Source organism: Streptomyces sp. NPDC101234, assembly GCF_044767525.1.
Lineage (GTDB): Bacteria > Actinomycetota > Actinomycetes > Streptomycetales > Streptomycetaceae > Streptomyces > Streptomyces sasae.
In genome coordinates this window covers 645,222-668,723 of sequence record NZ_JBIWOA010000001.1, presented here as the reverse complement: position 1 = coordinate 668,723, position 23,502 = coordinate 645,222, and the positions used below count along the sequence as shown (strand labels likewise).

General features: G+C 70.5%; 23 protein-coding genes. 6 read left to right on the top strand and 17 right to left on the bottom strand.

The features are described from left to right. Nucleotides 1-24: 24 nt before the first annotated feature. Nucleotides 25-2,997 (bottom strand): UPF0182 family protein, encoded by a 2,973-nt coding sequence (locus ACIRR9_RS03105; protein WP_403747047.1) that lies wholly within the window; start codon nucleotides 2,995-2,997, stop codon nucleotides 25-27. Between the two features lie 218 nt (nucleotides 2,998-3,215). On the opposite strand from ACIRR9_RS03105, the gene ACIRR9_RS03100 reads away from it, so the two are divergent. Further along, nucleotides 3,216-3,758 carry a PPA1309 family protein gene (locus ACIRR9_RS03100; RefSeq protein WP_365348953.1) on the top strand — a complete coding sequence of 181 codons (543 nt, stop codon included), beginning with the start codon at nucleotides 3,216-3,218 and terminating at the stop codon, nucleotides 3,756-3,758. A gap of 118 nt (nucleotides 3,759-3,876) precedes the next feature. On the opposite strand, the gene ACIRR9_RS03095 is transcribed toward ACIRR9_RS03100, so the two are convergent. From ACIRR9_RS03095 to ACIRR9_RS03080, 4 genes are all read right to left on the bottom strand, one after another. Then, a complete protein-coding gene (locus ACIRR9_RS03095; protein ID WP_403746944.1) occupies nucleotides 3,877-4,974 on the bottom strand; it encodes a PDZ domain-containing protein in 1,098 nt (365 codons plus the stop codon). A 59-nt stretch (nucleotides 4,975-5,033) separates the two neighbouring features. Beyond that, the gene (locus ACIRR9_RS03090) at nucleotides 5,034-5,198 is read right to left on the bottom strand and encodes a hypothetical protein (protein ID WP_185149156.1); all 165 of its coding nucleotides are present in this window, start codon (nucleotides 5,196-5,198) and stop codon (nucleotides 5,034-5,036) included. 116 nt (nucleotides 5,199-5,314) lie between these two features. Further along, nucleotides 5,315-5,776: a molybdenum cofactor biosynthesis protein MoaE gene (locus ACIRR9_RS03085; protein ID WP_123974277.1), complete on the bottom strand. Its 462-nt coding sequence runs from the start codon at nucleotides 5,774-5,776 to the stop codon at nucleotides 5,315-5,317. Nucleotides 5,777-5,966: 190 nt separating this feature from the next. Next, complete coding sequence (locus ACIRR9_RS03080) at nucleotides 5,967-7,079, bottom strand: SDR family oxidoreductase (RefSeq protein WP_365348947.1); 1,113 nt, start codon at nucleotides 7,077-7,079, stop codon at nucleotides 5,967-5,969. A 192-nt stretch (nucleotides 7,080-7,271) separates the two neighbouring features. On the opposite strand from ACIRR9_RS03080, the gene ACIRR9_RS03075 reads away from it, so the two are divergent. After that, on the top strand, nucleotides 7,272-8,711 hold the full coding sequence (locus ACIRR9_RS03075; RefSeq protein WP_403746941.1) for a zinc-dependent metalloprotease: 1,440 nt from the start codon (nucleotides 7,272-7,274) through the stop codon (nucleotides 8,709-8,711). Next, nucleotides 8,708-9,229, top strand: coding sequence for an NUDIX hydrolase (locus ACIRR9_RS03070; RefSeq protein ID WP_403746940.1), 522 nt, complete (start codon nucleotides 8,708-8,710; stop codon nucleotides 9,227-9,229). The genes ACIRR9_RS03075 and ACIRR9_RS03070 overlap by 4 nt, the downstream gene beginning before the upstream one ends. Before the next feature lie 67 nt (nucleotides 9,230-9,296). Here the strand turns inward: ACIRR9_RS03070 and ACIRR9_RS03065 are convergent, their stop codons facing one another. The 4 genes from ACIRR9_RS03065 to ACIRR9_RS03050 all read right to left on the bottom strand — a co-directional run bounded on the left by ACIRR9_RS03065 (nucleotide 9,297) and on the right by ACIRR9_RS03050 (nucleotide 13,163). Next, entirely contained in the window at nucleotides 9,297-10,052 is a 756-nt protein-coding gene (locus ACIRR9_RS03065) for an AIM24 family protein (protein ID WP_365348941.1), read from the bottom strand. 17 nt (nucleotides 10,053-10,069) lie between these two features. After that, a complete protein-coding gene (locus tag ACIRR9_RS03060) occupies nucleotides 10,070-10,750 on the bottom strand; it encodes an AIM24 family protein (protein WP_403746937.1) in 681 nt (226 codons plus the stop codon). Between the two features lie 11 nt (nucleotides 10,751-10,761). Next, nucleotides 10,762-12,429 (bottom strand): TerD family protein, encoded by a 1,668-nt coding sequence (locus ACIRR9_RS03055; protein WP_403746934.1) that lies wholly within the window; start codon nucleotides 12,427-12,429, stop codon nucleotides 10,762-10,764. A 137-nt stretch (nucleotides 12,430-12,566) separates the two neighbouring features. Beyond that, the gene (locus ACIRR9_RS03050) at nucleotides 12,567-13,163 is read right to left on the bottom strand and encodes a M48 family metallopeptidase (protein WP_365348935.1); all 597 of its coding nucleotides are present in this window, start codon (nucleotides 13,161-13,163) and stop codon (nucleotides 12,567-12,569) included. Between the two features lie 236 nt (nucleotides 13,164-13,399). Here ACIRR9_RS03050 and ACIRR9_RS03045 point away from each other — a divergent pair, with 236 nt between their 5' ends. Both ACIRR9_RS03045 and ACIRR9_RS03040 read left to right on the top strand, forming a co-directional pair. Then, nucleotides 13,400-14,605 (top strand): TOMM precursor leader peptide-binding protein, encoded by a 1,206-nt coding sequence (locus ACIRR9_RS03045; protein ID WP_403746932.1) that lies wholly within the window; start codon nucleotides 13,400-13,402, stop codon nucleotides 14,603-14,605. After that, nucleotides 14,598-16,001, top strand: coding sequence for an ABC1 kinase family protein (locus ACIRR9_RS03040; RefSeq protein ID WP_403746931.1), 1,404 nt, complete (start codon nucleotides 14,598-14,600; stop codon nucleotides 15,999-16,001). Before ACIRR9_RS03045 ends, ACIRR9_RS03040 begins: the two co-directional genes overlap by 8 nt. Before the next feature lie 15 nt (nucleotides 16,002-16,016). On the opposite strand, the gene ACIRR9_RS03035 is transcribed toward ACIRR9_RS03040, so the two are convergent. The 5 genes from ACIRR9_RS03035 to ACIRR9_RS03015 all read right to left on the bottom strand — a co-directional run bounded on the left by ACIRR9_RS03035 (nucleotide 16,017) and on the right by ACIRR9_RS03015 (nucleotide 19,906). Beyond that, complete coding sequence (locus tag ACIRR9_RS03035; protein WP_316775496.1) at nucleotides 16,017-16,229, bottom strand: hypothetical protein; 213 nt, start codon at nucleotides 16,227-16,229, stop codon at nucleotides 16,017-16,019. A 137-nt stretch (nucleotides 16,230-16,366) separates the two neighbouring features. Further along, nucleotides 16,367-16,693, bottom strand: coding sequence for a hypothetical protein (locus tag ACIRR9_RS03030; protein WP_123974288.1), 327 nt, complete (start codon nucleotides 16,691-16,693; stop codon nucleotides 16,367-16,369). After that, nucleotides 16,690-17,058 (bottom strand): WhiB family transcriptional regulator, encoded by a 369-nt coding sequence (locus ACIRR9_RS03025; protein WP_123974289.1) that lies wholly within the window; start codon nucleotides 17,056-17,058, stop codon nucleotides 16,690-16,692. Before ACIRR9_RS03025 ends, ACIRR9_RS03030 begins: the two co-directional genes overlap by 4 nt. 172 nt (nucleotides 17,059-17,230) lie before the next feature. Continuing rightward, a complete protein-coding gene (locus tag ACIRR9_RS03020) occupies nucleotides 17,231-17,512 on the bottom strand; it encodes a hypothetical protein (protein ID WP_403747045.1) in 282 nt (93 codons plus the stop codon). A gap of 198 nt (nucleotides 17,513-17,710) precedes the next feature. Continuing rightward, complete coding sequence (locus ACIRR9_RS03015; protein ID WP_403746929.1) at nucleotides 17,711-19,906, bottom strand: ATP-dependent DNA helicase UvrD2; 2,196 nt, start codon at nucleotides 19,904-19,906, stop codon at nucleotides 17,711-17,713. Between the two features lie 176 nt (nucleotides 19,907-20,082). On the opposite strand from ACIRR9_RS03015, the gene ACIRR9_RS03010 reads away from it, so the two are divergent. Further along, nucleotides 20,083-20,325 (top strand): mycoredoxin, encoded by a 243-nt coding sequence (locus ACIRR9_RS03010; protein ID WP_089098894.1) that lies wholly within the window; start codon nucleotides 20,083-20,085, stop codon nucleotides 20,323-20,325. A 56-nt stretch (nucleotides 20,326-20,381) separates the two neighbouring features. Here the strand turns inward: ACIRR9_RS03010 and ACIRR9_RS03005 are convergent, their stop codons facing one another. The 3 genes from ACIRR9_RS03005 to ACIRR9_RS02995 form a co-directional block, all read right to left on the bottom strand. Continuing rightward, a complete protein-coding gene (locus tag ACIRR9_RS03005) occupies nucleotides 20,382-20,984 on the bottom strand; it encodes a class I SAM-dependent methyltransferase (RefSeq protein WP_403746927.1) in 603 nt (200 codons plus the stop codon). Between the two features lie 10 nt (nucleotides 20,985-20,994). After that, complete coding sequence (gene nudC, locus ACIRR9_RS03000; RefSeq protein ID WP_403746925.1) at nucleotides 20,995-21,939, bottom strand: NAD(+) diphosphatase; 945 nt, start codon at nucleotides 21,937-21,939, stop codon at nucleotides 20,995-20,997. Nucleotides 21,940-22,091: 152 nt separating this feature from the next. Beyond that, nucleotides 22,092-23,495: a dipeptidase gene (locus ACIRR9_RS02995; RefSeq protein ID WP_403746924.1), complete on the bottom strand. Its 1,404-nt coding sequence runs from the start codon at nucleotides 23,493-23,495 to the stop codon at nucleotides 22,092-22,094. Between the last annotated feature and the right edge of the window lie 7 nt (nucleotides 23,496-23,502).

Here is a 23,502-nt window from a genome sequence, read left to right as displayed (position 1 = left end):
TATCACGGCGCGGGGCGGAGCTGATCATCCACTCGGACTGGGGCTCGGACTGCCACCGGCACTCGGGCTGCTGCTCGGACTCGGGCTGCTGCTCGGGCTCGGGCTGCTGCTGGGGTTCGCGGTGCTGCCGCCGCCCTTGCCCGCAGCCTTGGACTGCGCCTCCTCGGCCCGCTTCAGCGCGTCCTGCAAGTCGGCCTGGGCCTTGCCGTACGCCGTCCAGTCGCCCTGCTTCAGGGCCTCCTGGCCCGCTTCGAAGGCCTTCTGGGCGTCGTTCAGCGCCTCCTGGACCGTGGCATTGCCGGACGTCGGCGGTGTGGTCGTCCCGTTGTCCGAGGAGCCCGTGTCCGAACCGTCCGTCCCGAACACCTTGTTGAGCGCCTCGTCGAGGGTGTCCTCGAAGGCGGTCCTGCCCTCGTAGGTGACCAGCACCTTGCGCAGAAGCGGGTACTTGACGCCGGCACCGCGTACGTAGACGGGCTCCGCGTACAGCAGGCCCCCGTCCAGCGGCACGGTCAGCAGATTGCCGTACTCGACCTCGGAGTCGCCGCCCTTGAGGAGCTTGATGGCGGCGGCGATCTCCTGTTCGGAGTTGAACTTGCTCTGGACCTGTTTGGGTCCGTCGACGGTCGTACTGGTCGGCAGTTTCAGGATTCTGATCTTGCCGTAGTCCGTCGAACCGGCCTCGGAGTCCACCGACATGAACGCGCTGAGGTTGTTCCGGCCGTTGGGCGTGAACGTCGTCGACAGCGAGAACGCCTGCGCGCTCTGGTCCGGCATCTTCATGCTCAGGTAGTACGGCGGCACCGCGTTGCCCGACTTGTTGGTCGGGTCGTCGGGCACCTGCCACACCTCGCTGCCGGTCAGGAACGTCTGGGCGTCCGTCACGTGGTAGCGGGTGAGCAGCTCGCGCTGGACCTTGAACAGGTCCTGCGGGTACCGGAGATGGGCCATCAGGGACTGCGAGATGGCGCTCCTGGGCTCCACCGTGCCGGGGAACGCCTTCATCCAGGTCTTCAGTACCGGGTCCTCGGTGTCCCACTGGTAGAGCTTGACGGCGCCGGTGTACGCGTCGACGGTGGCCTTCACCGAGTTGCGGATGTAGTTGACCTGGTTCTGCTGGGCGACCACCGCGCGGGAGTTGTTGGCCGCCGTCAGCGAGTCGGCCGTCGTGTCGCCGAGGGTCGTACGGGAGGCGTACGGATAGCCGTTGGTCGTCGTGTAGGCGTCGACGATCCACTGGATGCGGTGGTCCACCACCGCCGGATAGGCGTCGCCGTCGATGGTCAGCCAGGGGGCCACCGCCTCGACACGCTCCTTGGGCGTGCGGTTGTACAGGATCCGCGAGCCCTCGCCGATCGCTCCGGAGTAGAGGATCTGCGGCTCGTTGAACGCCACCGCGTACGCGGCCCGGTTGATCGGGCTGGAGAGGCTGACCCCGCTCTTGCCCGCGTAACTGGTGGTCTTCTCGCCGCTGTCGTCGGAGTAGTCGATCTCCTTCTGGGGACCGCCGACGATCGAGTACGTGGTCGTCTTCTCGCCGTAGTAGACGCGCTGCTGGTACGTGCCCAGGTCACCGGTGGACGGCAGGTCGGACTCGGTGAAGACGGGCTGGCCCTGGGAGTCGGCCTCGGTGCCCTTGGCGGCGACCACACCGTAGCCGTGGGTGTAACGGAAGTGGTCGTTGATCCAGTTGTTCTTCGGGACGCCGTCGAGGTTCAGCTCGCGCAGACCGAGGACGGTGTCCTGGACCTTGCCGTCCTTGGTGTAGCGGTCCACGTCCAGATTGGTCGGGAACGCGTAGTAGTTCCACATCTGCTGGGCCTGCTGGAACGTCGGCGAGACGATGTTCGGGTCCATGATCCGGATGCTCGCCGTGGCATCGACGTCGCCGCGGAGCTTGGTCTTGTCCGTAACGGTGCTCTTGCCCGTGTACTCGCTGACCTCGGTGTCGTCGATGCCGTACGCCTCGCGGGTCGCCTTGAGGTTCTTCTGGACGTACGGGGCTTCCTTGGCCTGCTCGTTGGGCTGGACCTGGAACTTCTGGACGATCGCCGGGTAGAGGCCGCCGATGAGGATCGCCGAGAGGACCATCAGGCCGAAACCGATGACGGGCAGCTGCCAGGTGCGCCGCCACAGGGTGGCGAAGAACAGCAGCGCGCAGATGACGGCGATGCAGAACAGGATCGTCTTGGCCGGCAGATACGCGTTCGCGTCGACGTATCTGAGGCCCGTCCAGTTGTCGGTGGCCTTGAAGTCGCTCGACTTCACCGCCAGTCCGTACCGGTCGAGCCAGTAGGCGACCGCCTTGAGGGCGACGAAGAAGCCGAGCAGCACCGAGAGGTGGCCGGTCGCCGCGCCGGTGGCGCGGGCGCCGGGGCTGGTGACGCGCAGCCCGCCGTACAGGTAGTGGGTGAGCGCGGCGGCGATCAGGGACAGGATCGCGGTGGCGAAGCCGAAGCCCAGCAGGAAGCGGTACCAGGGCAGGTCGAAGGCGTAGAAGGAGACGTCGAGGTGGAACTGCGGGTCCTTCTGGTGGAAGGGCACGCCGTTGACCCACATCAGCCAGGTGCGCCACTGACCGGCCGCGGACGCGCCGGCGATCAGCCCGACCAGCGCAGTGACCGCGAGCAGCAGCCACCTCTTGTACGGCGCGATGCCCATCCGGTAGCGGTCGAGGCTCTGCTGCTCCATGGACATGGCGCTCAGCGGGGGCCGCAACCGGTGCGCGAGCCAGATGTTGAACCCCACCGCGGCCGCCATCAGCAGACCGAAGACGCAGAACAGCCCGATCTTGGTCCACAGGGTGGTGGTGAACACCGAGGAGTAGTGCACCGACCGGTACCAGAGCCAGTTCGTCCAGAATCCCGCGAACATGCTGAACGCCATGCCGAGTACGGCAAGGACGCCCAGTGTCATGAGCAGGGTCCGGACGCGCCGGGACGGTCGGCCCGCCGCTCTGATCCGTGGCCCCGTCGGGCCTCCGCCGCGGTCCGGCATCTGGAAAGCCAAGGTGCGCACCTCGAAGTCGCTGTCGATCTGCTGCTGGTCTGCAGCTGGTCTGCTGTTGATCCGGTTTTGTTCCGCTTTTGTTCCGTCAGGCCCCCGTGCTTGTGGGCCTTCCGTGGCCCCCCGTGATCGCGGGGCCATACCTATGCAACTTACTCACGGTTTACTCGGTTCCCGATTCCGGCCATGAACGAGGCAGGATTGTGACCATGTCCAACACTCCCATGGCAGCGAACCCGCTCACCCGGGCCGTACTCGAGATCGACGAGTACGCCTCCGGCCTCGGCTGGGACCAGCCCGCTCGCCTCTTCGCCCTCGTCGACACCGCACGGCTGCGCACCCAGGAACCGGCTCTCGCCGCCCAGCTCGGACTGGAGGACGAGTCCGCGACCACCGGTCTCACTCCGATCGAGCAGGACGAAGTGCCAACGGACAAGGCGCTCGACGAGTTCCTGGGCACCATCGCCTGGCCGGACGCGGTGGTCGGCTGCGCGCTCACGGTGGAGCGCCTGATGCTGCCCCCGTCCGCCGAGTCCCAGGTCCCGGAGGGGCTGAGCGGGGCGAAGCTGACCAAGTGGGTGGCGCAGCATCCCGACCGCCAGGAGGTCCGGATGACGGTCGCCGTGCTGCGCGACGGCAGCCGCGACTCGGCGGTGCGCCTGCGTGAGAAGGACTCGCCGACGGAGGTCCTCACCGGCCCCGACCTGGTTCCGGGCCTGGCGGAGGCCCTGAAGGCGACGTTCGAGGACTGAGGACCTGTCCCGTCCTGTTCCTGTCCTGTCCTGGGGCACCGGGGGGTGCCCTCTCCTACGGCACTGGGGGCGCCCCTCGTCAGGAAGGGCGCCCCCGGCCTTTGTGACTCGTGCTTCCTCAGCCCTTGGTGCTGCACTTCGGCAGGGCGCCGGTGTCACCGCTGCGGATGTCCTTCAGGGCGCCGAGGGCGTCGCCGATCGTCTTGACCTTGACCAGGGTGAGTCCGCTCGGGGTGTCCTGGGCGGCCTCGGCGCAGTTGTCGGCCGGGGTCAGGAAGTACTGGGCGCCCTTGCTGCGCGCGCCGATGGTCTTCATCGAGATACCGCCGATCGGCCCGACCTTGCCGTCGTCGTCGATCGTGCCGGTGCCGGCGACGAACTTGCCGCCGGTGAGGCTGCCCGGGGTCAGCTTGTCGTAGATCCCGAGCGAGAACATGAGCCCCGCGCTGGGCCCCCCGACGTCGGCGAGCTTGATGTCGATGGAGAACGGGAACGTGTGATCGGTCCCGGCGGAGATCCCGACGATGGCCCGCTTGGTCCCGGTGTCGTCGGACGTGGTGGTCTTGATGGTGACGTTCTCGGTCTTGGTGGCCGTCTTGTTCGCCTTCTCGGCGGCGGCCTGCTCCTTGGCCGGCACGACGGTGAAGACGACGTCCTGGCCGGGCGTGTGCTTGGTCACCAGTGTGGAGACGTCGGTGGGCTGCTTGACCGCCGTGCCGTCTACGGCCTTGATCACGTCACCGGCGTGCAGCCTGCCCTCGGACGGCGAGCCCTTGAGGACCGTCGACACGATCACCCAGGACTTCACCGGGACGCCCAGTTCCTCGAGGGCGGCGACCTTCGCGCTCTCCTGGGACTGGCTGAACTCCTCGGCGTTCTCCTGGGTGGACTGCTGCTCCGTCTTGCCGTCCGGGTAGAGGGTGTCGTGCGGCACGACCTTGTTGTCGTGCGACAGCCACCCGTAGACCGCCTCGACGAGATTCATCTTGTAGTCGGCACTGGTGACCCTCACCGTGGTCATGTTCAGGTGCCCGGAGGTCGCGTAGGTCTTGTGCCCGGAGATCTGCAGCACCGGCTCGCCGTCGTGGTCCCCCAGCGTGTTCACCGTCGGGCCGGGGGACATCTCCGAGTACGGCACGTTGATGAGCACTCCGGCGCACAGGAGTGCGATCAGCATCAGGGTGGAGGCGAGCATCGTCGCGGTGCGGCGTGGCATGCAACGACAGTACGGGACGCGTCTGTCAGCGCACCGTCAGGGCCGCCGTCAGACGCACCTCAGCCGCCGGAGTGGGACTTCTCCATGGCCTCGCGAAACCGTGCGTACCCGTCCAGTTCGGGCCCGTCGCTCCGCACTCTCCTGGTCCGATTGGCCCAGCTTCCCCACAGACCTGCACCGACCGCGGCCACCAGCGGAATCAGCAACCAGACGAGCGCCGCCATGCCCACCTCCCAACCCCTTGAGCGTCCGCGACTGACTGATCAGCAGATTAACCATCCGCACTGACAACGCTCACGCTGGGGGTTCGGTTACGCAACCGGAGTCCGGACGGGGTCTTTCAGCAGGCCCCGACCCATTCCTCGGTACCGTCCGAGAACGTCTGGTGCTTCCAGATGGGCACCTCGTGCTTGAGGTCGTCGATCAGCTTCCGGCAGGCTTCGAAGGCGTCCCCCCGATGCGGACACGACACACCGACGACCACGGCGAGATCACCCACCCGCAGGTCCCCCACCCGATGCACCGCGGCCAGCGCCCGCACCGGGTACTCGGCGACGACCTTCTCCGCGATCCGCCGCATCTCGCTCTCGGCACTGGGATGACACGAATACCCGAGCGCGTCCACGTCGGCGCCCCCGTCGTGGTTCCGCACGGTCCCCACGAACAGCGCGACGCCTCCGGCGGCGTCGTCCCCCACGGCCGCGAAGACCTCGTCCACGGAGAGCGCGCTCTCCCGAATCCCGATCAGCCTGATGGGATCGTCAGCACCCTGCTCACCGGGATGATCATTCATAGCAGCCATACCTCCATCGTGCCGCAAGCCCGGGAGCACTCGGAATACGCCTGACATCAGGCACACGCGCGTGCGGCTTCGGAGACTCCTACAGGAGTCCTGCGGTAGCCCTGCGGAGTGCCGGGAGTACTGGGAGCCCTGCGGAGTGCTGCGGGAGGGAAGTCCTGCGGCGCAGAGCCACGCCCTCACGCAGCGGAGCTCAGATCCGCCGCCGGGCCTTCCGGGCCCGCCGCACCACAGCCGCCGCGCCCAGCAGAGCGACCGTCGCCCCCGCGGCCCCCGCGGCCGTCGCGTCCTTCCGTCCCAGCCGCCGCCCGACAACGGTGTGCCGCCCGGCCACCTCCTCCAGCAGCTCGGCCAGCACTTCCTCGTTCGTCCACCCCGGCCGCCACCCGGCATCGTGCAGCCGGCTCCCGCTCACCACCCACGGGTACATCGTGTAGGCGAGATCCCCGGCAGGCGACGGCGTCAGCCCGATCCGGTGCAGCCGAGCCGCGGCGCCCAGCGCGACCGCCGACGGCAGCTCCATCCGCCGGATCCCGCTCAGCTCCTCGACCTCCTCCTGCTCCAGCCATCCGTCGCAGCCGACGGCGAGCTCTCCCTCGACCTTCTCCAGGACGGCGTACTCGAGCGCACTGCACAGATCCTCGACATGGCAGAACTGCCAGGCGGGCCGCGATCCTGCGACCACCAGCAGCCGAGGCGACTCGAAGTACCTGGTCAGCGCGGTGTCGGTGCCACCGACGAGCACCGCGGGGCGCACGACGGTGACATTGAGCCCAGGATGCGCGCGGGGCGCCCGGCGCGCGAGCCGCTCGACTTCGAGCAGGTCGCCGACCCCCGTGGCCTCCGCGGTCGCCCGCAGCTCCGCGTCCTCGGACAGCGGCAGCTCGTTGTCCGGCAACGCGCCGTAGACCATCGAGGACGTGCACAGCACCACGCGGTGCACCCCGGCCGCGGCCGCCGCGGTCAGCACGGTCTGCGTCCCGCGCACGTTGTAGGCCGTACGGGCGGCGGGATCGGTCTCCAGATCCAGATCGAGCGCGAGATGCACCACCACGTCGGCCCCGCGCAGCTTCTCCGCGATGGCCGGATCCCGCACGTCGAGGATGTGCCACTGGGCGTCCGGGCACTCCCCGCGCCGCTCGTCGATGGCGATGACCTGCTTGATCTCCTCCGACGCGGCCAGCCGCTCGGTGAGCAGCGCGCCGACCCCGGTCGCGGCGCCGGTCACGGCGACGACGGGCCCGCGCACGGCGGGAGGGGTTGAGTGGTTTCGCGCTGCGCGAACCTGCGGATCTGGGGAACTCACCGGGCGTCTCCAGCGGTTGTCTTCAGTACGGGCGCGAGTGACGCGTACGTACCAGGTGGCATCCATCCTGCCGCAGGCCGAGTGTCGGCGAAGCACCGAGGCCCGATCGGGCTCGGGTGTCTACGCTGGGTGGTGTTGTCGGGCAGCCGCGCCGCCGGAGAGAACCGGTGGCCTTACCAGCCGAGGATTCCCGTGAGTGACACCCCATTCGGTTTCGGCCTTCCGCCGGAGGAGCCGGAAGACGGCGACGAGGGCAAGAAGAAGGACCAGCAGAGCGGCGGTGGGCAGGGACCGGCCAGCCCGTTCGGCTTCGGCACGCCCGGAGCCGGCGGCTTCGGCAGCCCCGGCTCCGACAATCCGTTCGCTGCCATGTTCGGTTCGCTGAACCCCACCGACCTGGGCGCGGCCTTCCAGCAGCTGGGCCAGATGCTCTCGTACGAGGGCGGCCCGGTGAACTGGGACATGGCCAAGCAGATCGCCCGGCAGACGGTCTCCCAGGGCACGTCGGACGGCGTCAAGGACGCGAGCGTCGGCCCCGCCGAGCGCACGGCGGTCGCGGAGGCCGTGCGGCTGGCCGACCTGTGGCTGGACGACGCGACGTCGCTGCCGTCCGGTTCCGGTTCGGCGGTGGCGTGGTCGCGCGCGGAGTGGGTCGAGGCGACGCTGCCCGCCTGGCAGGAGCTGGTCGACCCGGTCGCCGAGCGGGTCGGCGCCGCGATGGGCGACGTCCTGCCGGAGGAGATGCAGGCCATGGCGGGCCCGCTGATCGGCATGATGCGCTCGATGGGCGGCGCCATGTTCGGCACGCAGATCGGGCAGGCCGTCGGCGTGCTCGCGGGCGAGGTCGTCGGCTCGACCGACATCGGCCTGCCGCTGAGCCCGGCCGGCAAGGCCGCGCTGCTGCCGGTGAACATCGAGGCGTTCGGCAAGGACCTGGGCGTGCCGAAGGAGGAGGTGCGGCTGTATCTCGCCCTGCGCGAGGCGGCCCACCAGCGCCTGTTCGCGCATGTGCCCTGGCTGCGCTCGCACCTGTTCGGCGCGGTCGACGGCTACGCGCGCGGCATCAAGGTCGACACGGCGAAGCTGGAGGACGTGGTCGGCCAGTTCGACCCGCAGAACCCCGAGCAGCTTCAGGACGCCCTGCAGCAGGGCATGTTCCAGCCGGAGGACACGCCCGAGCAGAAGGCGGCACTGGCCCGTCTGGAGACGGCCCTGGCGCTCGTGGAAGGCTGGGTCGACGCGGTGGTCCACGCGGCCGCGAAGCCGCGTCTGTCGTCCGCCGACGCGCTCCGCGAGACCCTGCGCCGCCGCCGCGCCACGGGCGGCCCCGCGGAGCAGACGTTCGCCACACTGATCGGCCTGGAGCTGCGGCCGCGCCGGCTGCGGGACGCCTCCCGGCTGTGGGCCTCGCTCACGGACGCGCGCGGTGTCGACGGCCGGGACGCGCTGTGGGCCCACCCGGACATGCTGCCGACGGCGTCCGACCTGGACGACCCGGACGGCTTCGTGCACCGCGAACAGCTCGACTTCTCGGAGCTGGACAAGATGCTCGGCGAGGCGGCGGAGCAGCCCGACGTGCGCCCCGACCTGCGCAAGAAGGACGACCAGGCAGAGGGCGACGACACCGAGTGAGCCTTCACGACGACGCGGTCCTCGTCCTCAAGGGGTACGAGGACCAGGCCGAGCTGCGACAGGCCTACCTGGACCATCTCGCGGCCCACCCGGACGGCATGTGGAAGGCCTGTCACTCGGGCCATGTCACGGCGAGCGCCCTGGTCGTCGATCCCGGGCACGGCCGGGTACTGCTGACCCTGCACAGGAAGCTGCGGATGTGGCTGCAGATGGGCGGCCACTGCGAGCCGGGCGACGCCACCCTGGCCGCGGCGGCCCTGCGGGAAGCGACGGAGGAGTCCGGGATCCCCGGGCTGACGCTGCTGCCGGGCGGCCCGGTCCGCCTGGACCGGCATCCGATCCCGGCGCCGTGCCACTGGCACTTCGACGTCCAGTACGCGGCCCTCGCCCCGCAGGGCGCCGCCCATGCGATCAGCGACGAGTCCCTCGACCTGCGCTGGTTCGCCTACGACGAGGTCGCGGCGGTCGCCGACGACTCGGTCGTACGACTGCTGGAAGGGACCCGCGCGCGGCTCTGAGCCGGTTCATCCGCGGACATGCGTAAGGGGCGCCCTCCTTGTCGGGCGCCCCTTGCTTTTCGGGCTCTCAGCTCCAGACGTTGCCCTGGTTCATCCCGCGCGCGCCCTGCTGTCCCATGCCGAACTGGGCGGCGACACCGTGACCGATCTGGGCGTTCTGCGGGGGCAGCAGTTCACTCGGCTGGACCAACGCGAAGCCACTTCCCATGAAACTGAGCTCCCAGCCCTCCCCGGTGTTGCCCCGGCGCCGCCACACGCCCGAGGAATGCGTCTGGGCCTGCATCTGGACGCGCAGTCCGGTGGACCAGGCGACGATCGCGTCGGCGTCGCAGTTGACGTACTTGTCGGGCGTGACCTGCATCAGCAGCGGCGCACCGGAGGTCATCAGGGCGACCTTGCCGCGTCCGGTGATGTTGAGCTGGTACTTCCCGGACCCGGAGATGCCGTACAGGCTGTCGACGGCGACGACCTCGTAGTGCAGCGAGGAGTCCATGGCGAGGACGTAGCCGCTGTCCACGGTCAGGCCGTCCTGCTCGACGTCCAGGACGTGGATGTGCTGGGCGAGGTTGGCGAAGTAGACCGTGCCCTGCCCGTGGCAGCGCATCAGGTCCAGGCCCTCGCCGGTGTACGCACGCGCGCGTGCCTGGTTGTTGCCCTGGTACTCGGCGTCGAACTCGACGAGCCCCTGGTAGGCGACCATGGTGCCCTTGCGGGCGAGGATGTCGTCATGGCCCTCCAGGACGACCCGCAGCATCTGCTTGTTCTGGAGGCTGTAGCGGTCCCGGGCCTGGGAGTCGTTGAAGGCGAAAAGCGGGCTCTGCATGGTTTCCTGACTCCCCCTCAGCCCCGGAACCGGAGACGGTCGGTGCTGTCCTCGCTGGGCTGGACGACGACGATGCCCTGGCCCGAGAAGGCCATCTGGAAGGCCTCGCCGCTGCCCCGGCCGATCAGCGACTGCGCCTTGAAGCTGCGCTTGCCCTTCACCTTGAGGTTCGGGGACCAGGCGACCAGCGCGTCCGGGTCGACGTACGTCTCGTCCTCGCCGCCGCCGCAGTCGACGACGATCGGCTTGCCCCGGGAGGTCAGCGCGACCCAGCCCTGCCCGGAGATCTTGGTGTTCCACAGCCCCTGCCCGGCGAACTTGGCGAGGCCCTTGACCCGCTCCACACCCCAGGTGAGGTGGGCGTCGAAGGCGAGCAGGTTGGTGGCGTTGACGGAGATGCCGTCGCCGTCGAGGTTGATGACGACGACGTTCGCGCCGTAGTCGGCGAGGTAGAGCAGCCCGTCCCCGGAGCACTTCATCAGGGAGGCGCCCTCACCGGTCATCCAGTCCCGGGCGATCTGGCGCACGGCCGGCGGGTTGGGCTCGTACTGGACGAAGCCCTCGTAGGCGACCATCGACCCCACGCGCGCGAGGAGGTCGTTCCCGGTCTGCATGGCGACCTTGAGCATGTGATCGCCGTGGTTCTCCATACGGGCGGTGACGGGTGCGGGGGCGTAGCCCGCGAGCGGCTGGTTCATGACGGGCTCCCTCAGACCTCGTACGGTTGGACGACGATGAAGTTCCCGGGCGCGCCGCGGAACTGCAGGTTGACGCTCTCGCCGGTGTCGCCCGGGTAGGCGTTGCGGCGCATCCGGACCTGGCTGGAGACGATCACCTGGGAGGCCGCCGACCAGGCGACGATCGCGTTGCAGTCGGCGAAGGTCGTCGGGGTCACGGGCAGCACCACGGGCGTGCCGTGCGTCTTGACGACGATGGTGCCGGTGCCCTGGAACTGCATCGTGAACAGCGCGCCGCCCGGGATGCCGTGGCCCTCGATCCGGCGGACCTCGTGCTGGAGGCTCTCGTCGAAGGCGAGGACGCTCTCGGCGGAGACGCAGATCGCGTCGCCCTGGAGTTCGATGGGGTGCAGATGGGCGGAGTTCTCGGCGAAGAACACCTGGCCGTTGCCGGTGCAGCGCATCAGCTGCATCTCCTGGCCGGTCGCGTTGCCCACGATCCGGCCGGCGAATCCGGCGCCCTTGTAGCTGAAGTCGACCTTGCCCTGGTAGAGCACCATGCTGCCCTGCCGGGCCAGCACGGGCTGGCCGCCCATGCCCAGGTCGGCACGGATGAGCTTGCTGTTCTGCGGCGTCCAGCGCTGCCCGGTGGGCGTCTCCTTGAACTTCTGGAGCGCGGCACCGACTCCGGCACCGCCCTGGGGAGCGCCTTGCGGGACCGCGTAGTTCTGCTGGCCGGGGACCTGCCCGAACGGCTGCTGCTGGCCGTAGCCCGGGGGCGGGGGCGGGGCCTGGGGGTATCCGGGCGGCGGGCCCGGGGCCTGGGGAGGCGCCGGAGGCCGGCCGTAGCCGGGTGGCACGGGCGCGTTCGGGGCGGGCGGCTGGCCGTAGGGCGCGGGCGCCGGGCCCGGGGGCGGCACGGTACCGGTGGCGGGCGGGGTCATCGGGGCGATGAGGGTGGGCGCGGCATGCACGTTCGGAGCCGACGCGGGGCCGGGGGCCGGGGGCGGGGTGAAGCCCTGGGGGGCCGGCGCGGGGGCGGGGGCCGGCGCAGGAGTGGGGGCGGCGGGGGCCGGGGCGGGCGCGGACGGGGCGGCGAAGGCGGGCGGCGCGAAGCCGGGCGCGGCCCCGGTCTGCGGCTGCTGGGGCGCGGGCGCGGCGGGCGCCTCCTCCTCCAGCACCTCGCCGCCGAAGTTCTTCAGCAGCGCCTCCAGACCGCCGTCGAAGCCCTGTCCGACGGCGGCGAAGCGCCACACGTCCTTCAGGTAGAAGTCGCCGAGCATCACGGCGCGTTCGGTGGAGAACTCCGAGCCGCTGAAGGAGTACCGGGCCACCTCCTCGCCGCCCGCGACGATACGGATGTATCCGGGAGCGACCTGCGACATCTGGCCGGTGCCGTCGACGGTCGCGGTGAACGACAGCTTCTGGATCTGCGGCGGGATCCGGTCCAGCGTGACCCGGAAGGACTCCGTGTCGCCCGCCTGCGTACCCAGCAGCTGGATGGACTCCTCGGGGGACTTCGGCTGGTTGAAGAAGACGAAGTAGCGGTCGTCCGACAGCCGTTCGTCGGCGTCGAGGCCGAAGCAGCTGATGTCGAAGGACAGTCCGGGCCCGGAGATCTGCACGCCTACGTACAGATCCGTGCCCGCCGTGAGGTCACTGATCCTGGCCTTGTGGCCGCGTTGGAATTCCCTGGCCATGCGTTACGACCATCCCCCATCCCGAATGCGAGTGCGTCGCGCCAGGCTAACCGCTAACTCGGACATCGGAAGAAGTCGGTACAGACCCGGTACACAACCGCGCTCAGCGCCCCCGAGGGGAGCGCTCCCGGGGTGCGTCACTCATCTCGCGCGCCGGGCACATGGGACAGCCGGTCGGCGGCGACCACCCCTTCGAGGTAACCCCGGGCCCGCTCGGTCCGTGGATACGCCTCCAGCAACCGCCAGAACCGGGGGCCGTGTCCCGGCACCAGCAGATGCGCGAGTTCGTGGCAGAGCACGTAGTCGACGACGTACTCGGGCATGCCCTGGAGCCGGTGCGAGAGCCGGATGCTGCCCTCGGCCGGGGTGCAGGAGCCCCAGCGGGTGTTCTGGTTGGTGACCCAGCGCACCGAGGCGGGACGGGCCCGGCCGCCGAAGTACTGGTCCGACAGCCGCTGGGCGCGCTCGGCGAGTTCGGCGTCGCCGAGCACTCGCTTGCTCTCCTGGGCAGCGAGCTTCTTGAGCATGACGGTCACCCAGCGTTTCTCCTCCGCCTCGGACATCCGGGCGGGGATCAGCACGACGGTGCGATCGCCCTCGCGGTACGCGGAGACGGTCCGGCGGCGCCGGGCGCTTCTGCGAACCTCGATCGCGCTCGCCCCCGAGCCGCTGGGCGGCTGGCTCGTCGTGCTGCGCTGTGGGTTTCCGGCGCTGTGCAGTGGGTCGGCGGGCACGCCCCGACGTTACCCGCTGCACATGTGGGAAGTCCCGGGTCCGGGACGGTTCGATGCCGATCCCCCACCATGCGTTTGATTTGTACGACGAATACCCACCGCCTGTGGACAACTTTCGGCACCCGCCGGGCGGGCCGGGCATGCTGGCACTCGTCGCCACTCGTCCGCGGAGCACGACCGGCTCCACCGGCAGACGGGGACGTTCCATCACCTTTCGACGGCTACGGGGGCCTGTCATGCATCCTTTGATGAAGCCCGCGCTCCGGCGCGGCTGGCGTGATCTCAACACCGTGCAGTTCGGGATGACTCCGGCGCACGCGATGACACTCGGACCGATGGACACGGCAACCGGGAGCTTCCTGGACCTGCTCAACGGCACCCGGGGGCTCGCGCTGCTGCGCGAGGAAGGGCGCCGCATGGACCTGCCGGACGGGCATGTCGACGCGCTGGTGGAGCGGCTGTCCCGGGCCGGGCTCGTCGACGACACGCGTGGCGGCGGGCCGGCGGCACAGTCGCTGCGCGACAAGAAGCAGGTGCTGGAGCGGTTGCGCCCCGATCTGGAGTCGCTCTCCCTGATCACCCCGGAACCGGGCGGCCCGCTCGGCCGGCTGGCGGCCAGGCGTGCGCTGCGGGTGCAGGTGCGGGGCGCGGGCCGGGTCGGTGTCACGCTGGCCGCGCTGCTGTCCGGTGCGGGTGTCGGCGAGGTCGACGTGCGGGACGTGGGCCGGGTCCAGCCGTGGGACGTGATGCCGGGCGGGCTGCCGGCGGAGACGGTCGGCGAGCGCCGGGACGAGGCCGCGCGCAGGGTCGTCCGCGGAGCGGCCCCGGACCGTCCGCCGCGCCGTCCGGACCCGGCCGCGGAAGAACCCGGTCTGGCCCTGGTGATCATCGCCCCGCGCGACGACGTCCTGGTGCACGCCCCGGACGCGCGCGCCGCCGAGCCGCTCATGGCCTCGGGGACCCCACACCTCTATACGGGTGTGGTGGAGGGCACAGGCGTCGTCGGCCCGCTCGTCCTCCCCGGCGGGACGGGGTGCGCCCGCTGTCTGCACGAGCACCGTACGGACCGGGATCCCGCCTGGCCGCGCCTGGTCGCCCAGTGGCGTTCCGGACAGGCCCGCCGGGTCGGCGCCTGCGATCTGACGCTGGCTGCGGCCGTGGCCGGGCTGGCCGCCGCCCACGCCCTGGCCTTCCTCGACGGGGAGTCGCCGTCCGGTACGGGAGTGCGCTGGGAGGCGTCCGTGCCTGCTCTGCACTGGCACGCGCGCCCGGTCCGGCCGCACCCCGCATGCCCCTGCGCAGCTGCGGAGAAAACCAAGGGGGAACACTCCTCAACGGACGGGGATCCACACGCGACAATGGTGGGGCAACGGCCGTCGGCGGAGCGACGAGAGCACGCGGACGCGGCGCGGCCGACTGGGACTTGGAGGGCGCATGTCTGATCTTCCCCGGAAGGCGGTCACCCGGACCGCCAAGCTCGCCGCGCTTCCGCTCGGCATCGCCGGCCGGGCGACCTGGGGTCTGGGCAAGCGCATCGTGGGTGAGTCCGCGGAGATCGTCAGCCGGGAGCTGCAACAGCGCACCGCGGAGCAACTCTTCAAAATCCTGGGAGAGTTGAAAGGCGGGGCGATGAAGTTCGGGCAGGCCCTGTCCGTCTTCGAGTCCGCTCTCCCGGAGGAGGTCGCCGGTCCCTACCGGGCCGCCCTCACCAAGCTCCAGGACGCCGCACCGCCGATGCCGACCCGCACCATGCACGCGGTGCTCGCCGAGCGGCTCGGGGAGGACTGGCGTGAGCTGTTCCTGGAGTTCGAGGACAAGCCCTCGGCGGCCGCCTCGATCGGCCAGGTGCACCGGGCGGTCTGGCACGACGGCCGCGCGGTCGCGGTCAAGGTCCAGTACCCGGGAGCCGGCGAGGCCCTGCTGTCCGATCTGGGACAACTGAGCCGGTTCGCCCGGCTGTTGGGGCCGCTGATCCCCGGTATGGACATCAAGCCGCTGATCGCGGAGCTGCGCGACCGGGTCTCCGAAGAACTGGACTACGCCCTGGAGGCACAGGCCCAGGCAGCGCACGCGGAGGAGTTCACCGACGACCCGGATGTGGTGGTCCCCTCGGTGGTGCACCAGTGCGACCAGGTCCTGGTCACGGAGTGGATGGACGGGATACCGCTCTCCGAGATCATCTCGCAGGGTACGCCGGAGCAGCGCGACCGGGCCGGCCAACTCCTGGCCCGCTTCCTGTTCTCGGGCCCGGCCCGCACCGGCCTGCTGCACGCCGACCCGCACCCGGGCAACTTCCGTCTGCTGCCCGGCGAGCCGGAGGACGAGGAGGAGTGGCGCCTGGGCGTGCTGGACTTCGGCACCGTCGACCGCCTCGCCGGCGGCCTGCCCGCTCCGATCGGCGACTCCCTCCGGATGACGCTGGACGGTGATGCCGAGGCGGTCTACGAGCTGCTGTGCGCCGAGGGGTTCGTCAAGGAGTCCATAGAGCTGGACCCCGACGCCGTCCTGGACTATCTGCTGCCGATCATCGAACCCGCCCAGCTCGACGAGTTCACCTTCACCCGCAACTGGATGCGCAGCCAGGCGGCCCGTATCGCCGACCCCCGCAACCCGGCCCACCAACTGGGCAAGCAGCTCAACCTGCCGCCCGCCTACCTCCTGATACACCGGGTGACCCTGAGCACCATCGGCGTGCTGTGCCAGCTGGGCGCGACGGTACGGCTGCGGGAGGAACTGGAGGCCTGGCTGCCGGGGTTCGTACCCGACGAGTTCGTACCCGAGGAGGTCGAGTACACGGAGGAAGCCGAAGCGGCAGAGGCGGCCGTGGAGGCGCAGTAGGGGCGGTGCCGGTGTTCACCACCAGGGCGAGTCGAGCCGGCCCTCGATCGCTCTGAGGTTCTCCCTGGCACAGGCGTCGCAGAAGAACTGGCGGACGCCGTTCTCCACGGAGCAGGTCCAGGTGGTGGGCTGGGGGCCGTCGGCCGGTGTGCCACAGCGGGCGCACACGAGAGGGTGGGGCTCCGTGGCGGAGCCGCCGTGATCACTGCCTCCGGAAAGACTCGTCACCTGGTGACGATAACCCCGCCGTGGGCGGATCAGCGCGCACAACGCACCGCGGGGGCCGGTCCGTTCGGACGGACCGGCCCCCGCGGGGAGCATTCGCCTCCCTCGGCCGGGGAGGCCACCGCTTCAGGTGTTCGGGATCACTGCATGACGGCCATGGCGAGCGCACGGCGGGCGCGCATCGAAGCGCGCTCGGCCCGGCGCTGCATCCGGCGAGCGGTCGCCAGGCGCACGGCCCGGCGTTCCTGCTCGGCCTCGTACAGTCGCTCGTGCATATGCGCACGAGCCAGGGCTTCTGGGATGAGTTGCATCTCTCGGGTCCTGTTCTGACGCGAGCCGGTGGTCGTACCGGCAGTGGTGAAGTCTGGAGTCGCGGAGCCTGTGGGCTCGCTGGTGGACGGCTTCATCGGGGCCTGCTTCTTGGGGTCGTGCGTGAGGGGGCGGTCGATCGTTCCGAGGATGTTCATGCCGTGACCGGGTTCTTGCGCGGGCGGCCACGCGGCCGCTTCCGGGCAACGACGACACCCTGGACGAACAGCTCGCCACCCCAGACACCCCAGGGCTCGCGCCGCTCCTGGGCACCGGCGAGGCAGGCCTCGATCAGCGGGCAGGTGCGGCAGAGGGACTTGGCGTACTCGACGTCCGCCGGCGACTCGGCGAAGAAGACCTCCGGGTCGTAGGAGCGGCAGGGGACGGGTACGCCGAGGTTCTCGATGGCGTCGTCGAGCGCGGTGAGCGCGGTGAGCGGGATCAAGGTGGAGTCCTCCGTGAGGCCGGGCGGGGGGATCGTTTCGGAAGGCGGTACGGACGGGGCGTGCGCTTCGAGTTGCACGGTTGGTCTTCCTCGTCTGGTCGTTCCGGTCCGGTCGGACCGGTTGGCGGCTGGTACCGGGTTCTGCTCTCGTCCCGAGGCTCCTTCGCTTCGCTCTCCCCGTTCGGGGAAAACAGAAGGGCCGCGGATCCCCGATGGGGTTCCGCGGCCCTGAAGGCGCCGGCCTGATCAATCAGGCTGGATCACTCCAGGGTTCTGGCCCACGGAAGGCCCACATCAGGTGGTGCTGCGTCGTCTGCTTCCGGCTTGCGGCACCGGCAGCCGTAAAGGCATAGGACTTGGCCTGTGCCACTACTGCTTCCAGTGCCTTGGTCGGTCGCTCGTTCCGCTCACGGACGGGAAGACCCGCGAGGGAAACGGAGGACGCCGGACGCACGGCAGGAATGCCGGACACACCGGTGCCCCGGTTGGAGACGCCGAGCATGCACAGGGAGACGGCCGAGAGATCGGTCATTTTGGCCGCGCTGATGTTGGTCTCGATGCTGATCACTGGACTCGCCTCCTCTCGGCGTCTAAGGAACTGGCTGGGCCAGTCCGTTCGGATATGCAAGTACATCACGGAACCGGGCCTTCGAGAAGGCCGCCGCTTCCGTGCCTAGAACCTATGGGGATTGCTGGGGCATGCGCAAACTATTTTTTCGACGAGTTGAAGTCATTCCGTCCCGGTGCCTCCGCCGGGCTCCTGGCCTGCGCAGATGGCCAGAACATCGGCTCCGTATCGGTTGAGCTTGCGCATGCCGACACCGGGGATGCGGGCCAGCTCGCGATCGTCGTCCGGGGCGCTCTCGGCGATGGCCATCAGTGTCCTGTCGGTGAAGACGCAGAAGGCCGGCTGACCGCTGAGCCGGGCCTGGTCGGCGCGCCACTCACGCAACCGTTCATACAGACCCTCGTCCATGTCGGAGGGGCAGCCGTCGCAGCGCATCAGTTTCATCTCGCCGGCGTCGGTGAGAGTGCGCCCGCAGACCCGGCAGCGGGCGGGGGAACGCTGGGTGCGCCGGGGCACTGCCACGGGGCCGCCGGTGAAGCCGCGTTCGACACCTCCGCCGCCCGCGCCGGAGCCGCGGCCGACGGTGCCGGTGGAGCCCGGGCGCAGCCCGTCCAGGAAGTGGCTGGGCCTGCGGTTGGGCCTGCCTCCGGGGGTGCGGGAGAGGGACCAGGAGACATGGAGCCGTTCCCTGGCGCGGGTCACACCGACATAGAGGAGACGGCGTTCCTCCTCGACCTGCTCGTCGGTCTTCGCATAGGTGATCGGCATCATGCCCTCGGCGACCCCGACCAGGAACACGACGTCCCACTCCAGGCCCTTGGCCGAGTGCAGGGAGGCGAGGGTGACGCCCTGGACGGTCGGCGCGTGCTGCGCGTTGGCCCGCTCGTCGAGTTCGGCGACGAAGTCGGCGAGGGTGGCGGCGGGCCGGGCGGCGGCGACGTCGTGGGCGAGGTTGACCAGGGCGGCCAGCGACTCCCAGCGTTCCCGGACCGCACCGGAGCCGGCCGGGGGCGCGGTGGTCCAGCCCTCCCCGGAGAGGACCGCACGCACCTGGGACGGCAGGTCGACGGTGTCGTCGAGCAGCGCGTCGTTGCCGCCGAAGCGGGCCGCGGCGCGCAGGGCGACGCCCGCCTTGCGTACCTCGGGCCGGTCGAAGAACCGCTCGGCGCCGCGCAACTGGTAGGACACCCCGGCGTCCGCGAGTGCCTGCTCATAGGCCTCAGACTGGGAGTTGGTGCGGAACAGGACGGCGATCTCGGCGGCCGGGACCCCGGCGGCGATGAGTTCCCGGATGCGGCGGGCGGCGCCCTCGGCCTCGGCGGGCTCGTCGGCGTACTCGGTGTAGACGGGCTCGGGTCCCGCCGGGCGCTGGGAGATCAGCTCCAGGCGGTGGTCGGCGGCCCGTCCGCTGGCCTGGGCCAGCAGACCGTTGGCGAGGCGGACGACCTGGGGGGTGGAGCGGTAGTCACGGACCAGCTTGACGACGGTGGCACCGGGGTGACGGATGCGGAAGTCGAGCAGATGGTCGGGGGTTGCGCCTGTGAACGAGTAGATGGTCTGGCTGGCGTCGCCGACGACGCACAGGCTGTCGCGGTCGCCGAGCCACAGCTCCAGCAGGCGCTGCTGAAGGGGGCTGACGTCCTGGTACTCGTCGACGACGAAGTGCTGGTACTGGGCGCGGACCTGGTCGGCGATGTCGTGCCGGTCCTGCAGGACGGCGACGGTCAGCAGCAGGACGTCCTCGAAGTCGATGACCCCGCGGTCGCGCTTGAGGTCCTCGTACACCGAGTAGATCTGGGCGATCTCGGCCGGGTCGCGGGGGGCCTCGCGGCCGGCCTTCACGGCGGCGAGCGGATAGTCGGCGGGGACGGTCTGGGTGACCTTGGACCACTCGATCTCGGCGGTGACGTCCCGCAGCTCACCCCGGTCCAGCCGGACACGGCAGGCGGCCGCGGCGTCGGCGACGAGCTGGATCTTGCGGTCGACGAGCCGGGGCAGGGAGCCACCGATCGCTTTCGGCCAGAAGAACTGGAGCTGACGCAGCGCCGCGGAGTGGAAGGTGCGGGCCTGCACTCCCTGGGCGCCGAGCTGGCGGAGCCGGCCGCGCATCTCTCCGGCGGCGCGGTTGGTGAAGGTGACGGCGAGCACACTGGACGGCTGGAGGATGCCGGCCCGCACCCCGTAGGCGATCCGGTGGGTGATCGCCCGGGTCTTGCCGGTACCGGCTCCGGCCAGCACGCACACCGGTCCGTGCAGGGCGGTCGCCACCTCGCGCTGCTCGGGGTCGAGCCCTTCGAGCACCGCGTCGGCCGAGTCGGGTGCCTGCGGGAAGAGGGAGGAGTGCGTTGCTGCTGTCACACGGCAATGCTGCCAGGTCGCCGGAGACGGCTGCGCCGGTTGTCCACAGGCAACCCCTTGCAGTCGTACCAATGCGGCAGGCGTCACTCCGGACCGGTACTGCGGGAATGGCGGACGGGTCGCGTACGTTCCTTCCCTGGACGACCATCCCGACCTGCCGAAGGAGCGCGAGCGAGATGCAGGGCACTGTGACGATGTACAGCACCACGTGGTGCGGCTACTGCCGCCGGCTGAAGAGCCAGCTGGACCGCGAGGGCATCGCGTACACCGAGATCAACATCGAGCAGGACCCGGAGTCGGCCGCGTTCGTGGAGAAGGCGAATGGCGGAAACCAGACGGTCCCCACGGTGCTCTTCGCCGACGGCTCGACGCTGACGAACCCCTCGCTGGCCCAGGTGAAGCAGAAGGTCGGCGCGTAGTTTTTCTGCCGGCGCGAGGGCGGTCCCTGACCGGGTCAGGGACCGCCCTCGCGCGTTCAGCGTGGTTTGTCCCACACCGCCGTGTAGCGCCAGAGCAGCCGACGCCGGTACCGGCGGCCGGGGAGCAGGTGCGCGGTGGCCCGCCGGACCTCTCCCCAGTGCATGGGGGAGTCCTCGACGGGCATCCCCGCCGGGGCCCGCTTGCCGCCCCGCAGAAGCGCGTTCAACCGGCTCGCGGGCACTCCGCAGCCGCTGATCACCCAGTCCAGAGGGGTGTGGTTGAACGCCATGCCCACGATGACCAGCCGACCGCCGGGCGCCAGCAGGCTCACCAGCCGGTCGATCGCGTCGTCGAACGGGGCATGGTGGATGACGGCGACGGCGCTGACGAAGTCGTAGCTCCCCTCGTCGAGGAGGCCGCCGTCGAGATAGTCGCCCTCGAGGAAGGTGACGTTCCCGGCGTCCCGTTTGCCGGCCAGTCGGATCATCTCCGCCGACCGGTCCACGCCGGTCACCGACTCCGCCCTGGTCGCGAGCTTCGCGGCCAGCAGGCCGTCGCCGCAGCCGACGTCCAGGGCGGTACGGCAGCCGTCCGGTACGGCGTCCAGCACCAGCGGGTGGTAGTGGACGTTGTGGTTCCAGTACGTCTCGACGGTCATCGCGGAAGCCTCAGACGAAGCTCCTCGTGGGCAGTGGCTTGCCGTACCACATCTCGATCAGGCGGGCCGCGATGGAGATGCCGTACGGCGGCAGGACGTCACCCGAGTCGAAGGCGGCGCCCAGTTCGTCGCGGGAGAACCAGCGGGCCTCGTGGATCTCGTCGCCGTCGACATCGACCTCGGTCGAGGTCGCGCGGGCCATGAAACCGAGCATGAGGCTGGACGGGAACGGCCAGGGCTGGCTGGCGACGTACTCGACCGGGCCGACGGTGATCCCGGCCTCCTCGAAGACCTCACGGCGCACCGCCTGCTCGATGGACTCCCCGGGCTCGACGAAGCCGGCGAGCGTGGAAAAGCGGCCCTCGGGCCAGTGGACCTGGCGGCCGAGCAGGATGCGGTCGTCCTCGTCGGTGACCGCCATGATCACGGCGGGGTCGGTGCGTGGGTAGTGCTCGGCGCCGCAGGCGGGGCAGCGGCGGATGTGGCCGGCGGCGGCGATGACCGTGCGCTCGCCGCAGCGGGAGCAGAAGCGGTGGGTGCGCTGCCAGTTCTCCAGGCCGACCGCGTGCACCATCAGGCCGACGTCACGAGGTGACAGCAGCAGCCCGGCCTCGCGCAGGCCCGCGGGCCGCGCGGACTGGTCGATCCGGCCGGGCAGGGCGTCCTTCTGGAGCGCGAAGTAGCTGACGCCCTCCTCGTCGGTGCCCAGGAAGTAGCGGTGTGCCTCGGTGAGGGGGGCCTCGAAGGAGGGGGTCATCACGAGTTCGGTCCGGCCGTCGGGCGTCTCGTCGATGAGGACCTGGCCGCCGGAGACCACGAAGCAGCGGGTGTCGGGGTGGCTCCACGCCGCCGCGAGCCAGGCCTCGTCGAGGCGGTGGTGCGCGGCGCGGTCGATGCCGCTCGGGGCGGTGAGCGAGATGGGTCGGTCTGCGGTGTGGTCGGTCCAGGTGGTCACGGGTGCTTCCAACTCCCCCAGTGCAACGGTTGTTTCAGCGGGCGGTTCAGCGGGACGAAGGGCGGGAGGAGACCGGGTCGGGCGGCGGGGCGGGCGGGGCGGCCCTTCCAGTGTGCCCCGCGCGCGGTGCCGCTCCGGACGACGCCGGTGGCTCAGGGTGCATGGCGCCAGTTCTCGGCGAAGTCGCTCCACAGGTAGGCGCTGGTCTCGACGCCCTTGAGGAGGAGGTCCAGCTCGACCTTCTCGTTGGGGGCGTGCCAGCCGTCGGAGGGGACGGAGATGCCCAGGAAGAGGACCGGTGCGCCGAGGACGTCCTGGAGGTCCGCGGCGGGCCCCGAGCCACCCGAACGGGTGAACCGGACGGGCCCTTCGAAGGCCCGGCCCATGGCGCGGGCCAGCGACTGGAGGCCGGGGTGGTCGAGCGGGGTCAGGCACGGGCGGGTGGCCGGCAGGAAGGTGATCTCGGCGCGGATCCCGGCGGGGATCCGCTCGGCGGCCCAGGCGCGGACGATCTTCTCGATGTGCTCGGGGTCCTGTCCGGCGACCAGCCGGAACGAGAGCTTCAGCAGCGCCGAGGACGGGATGATCGTCTTGCTGCCGGGGCCCTGGTAGCCGCCGCCGATGCCGTTGACCTCGGCGGTGGGGCGGGCCCAGATGCGCTCCAGGGTGGTGTGCCCGGCCTCGCCCTCGGTGGCGTACGAGTGTGCTTCGCGCAGCCAGCCCGCCTCGTCGAAGGGCAGCTCGGCCCAGAGCCGCCGCTCGCGGTCGCCGAGTTCGACGATGCCGTCGTAGAAGCCGGGGATCGCGACGCGCGCGTGCTCGTCGTGCAGGGCGGCGACCAGGCGGGCGGCGACAGTCGCGGGGTTGGGGACGGCGCCGCCGAAGGCGCCGGAGTGGATGTCCTGGTCGGGGCCGTGCAGGACGATCTCGCACTCGGCGAGCCCGCGCATGCCGGTGCACACCGTGGGGGTGTCCTTGGACCACATGCCGGTGTCGGAGACGATCACGGCGTCGGCGGCGAGCCGGTCCGCGTGCTGCTCGACCAGCGCCCGGAAGTGCGGGGAACCGGACTCCTCCTCGCCCTCGATCAGCAGCTTCAGGTTGACCGCGGGGGCGGTGCGGCCGGTGGCGGCGAGGTGGGCGCGGACGCCGAGTGTGTGGAAGAACACCTGGCCCTTGTCGTCGGCCGCCCCGCGCGCGTAGAGGCGGTTCTCCCGGACGACGGGCTCGAAGGGCTCGCTGTCCCAGCCGTCCTCGCGGGCGGCGGGCTGCACGTCGTGATGGCCGTAGACCAGGACCGTGGGCGCCTCGGGGTCGCCCGCGGGCCACTCGGCGAAGACGGCCGGGGCGCCCGGTGTCTCCCAGACCTCGGCGGTCGGGAAGCCGGTCTCCGTCAGCTTGGCGGCGAGCCAGTCGGCGCTGCGGCGTACATCGGGGGCGTGGTCGGGCTGGGCCGACACGGAGGGGATGCGCAGCCATTCGGCGAGGTCGTCGAGGAAGGCGGCGCGATGCTGCCCGATGTACGTACGGACGGCGCTGTCCGGGGTCTGGCTCATGGTCACG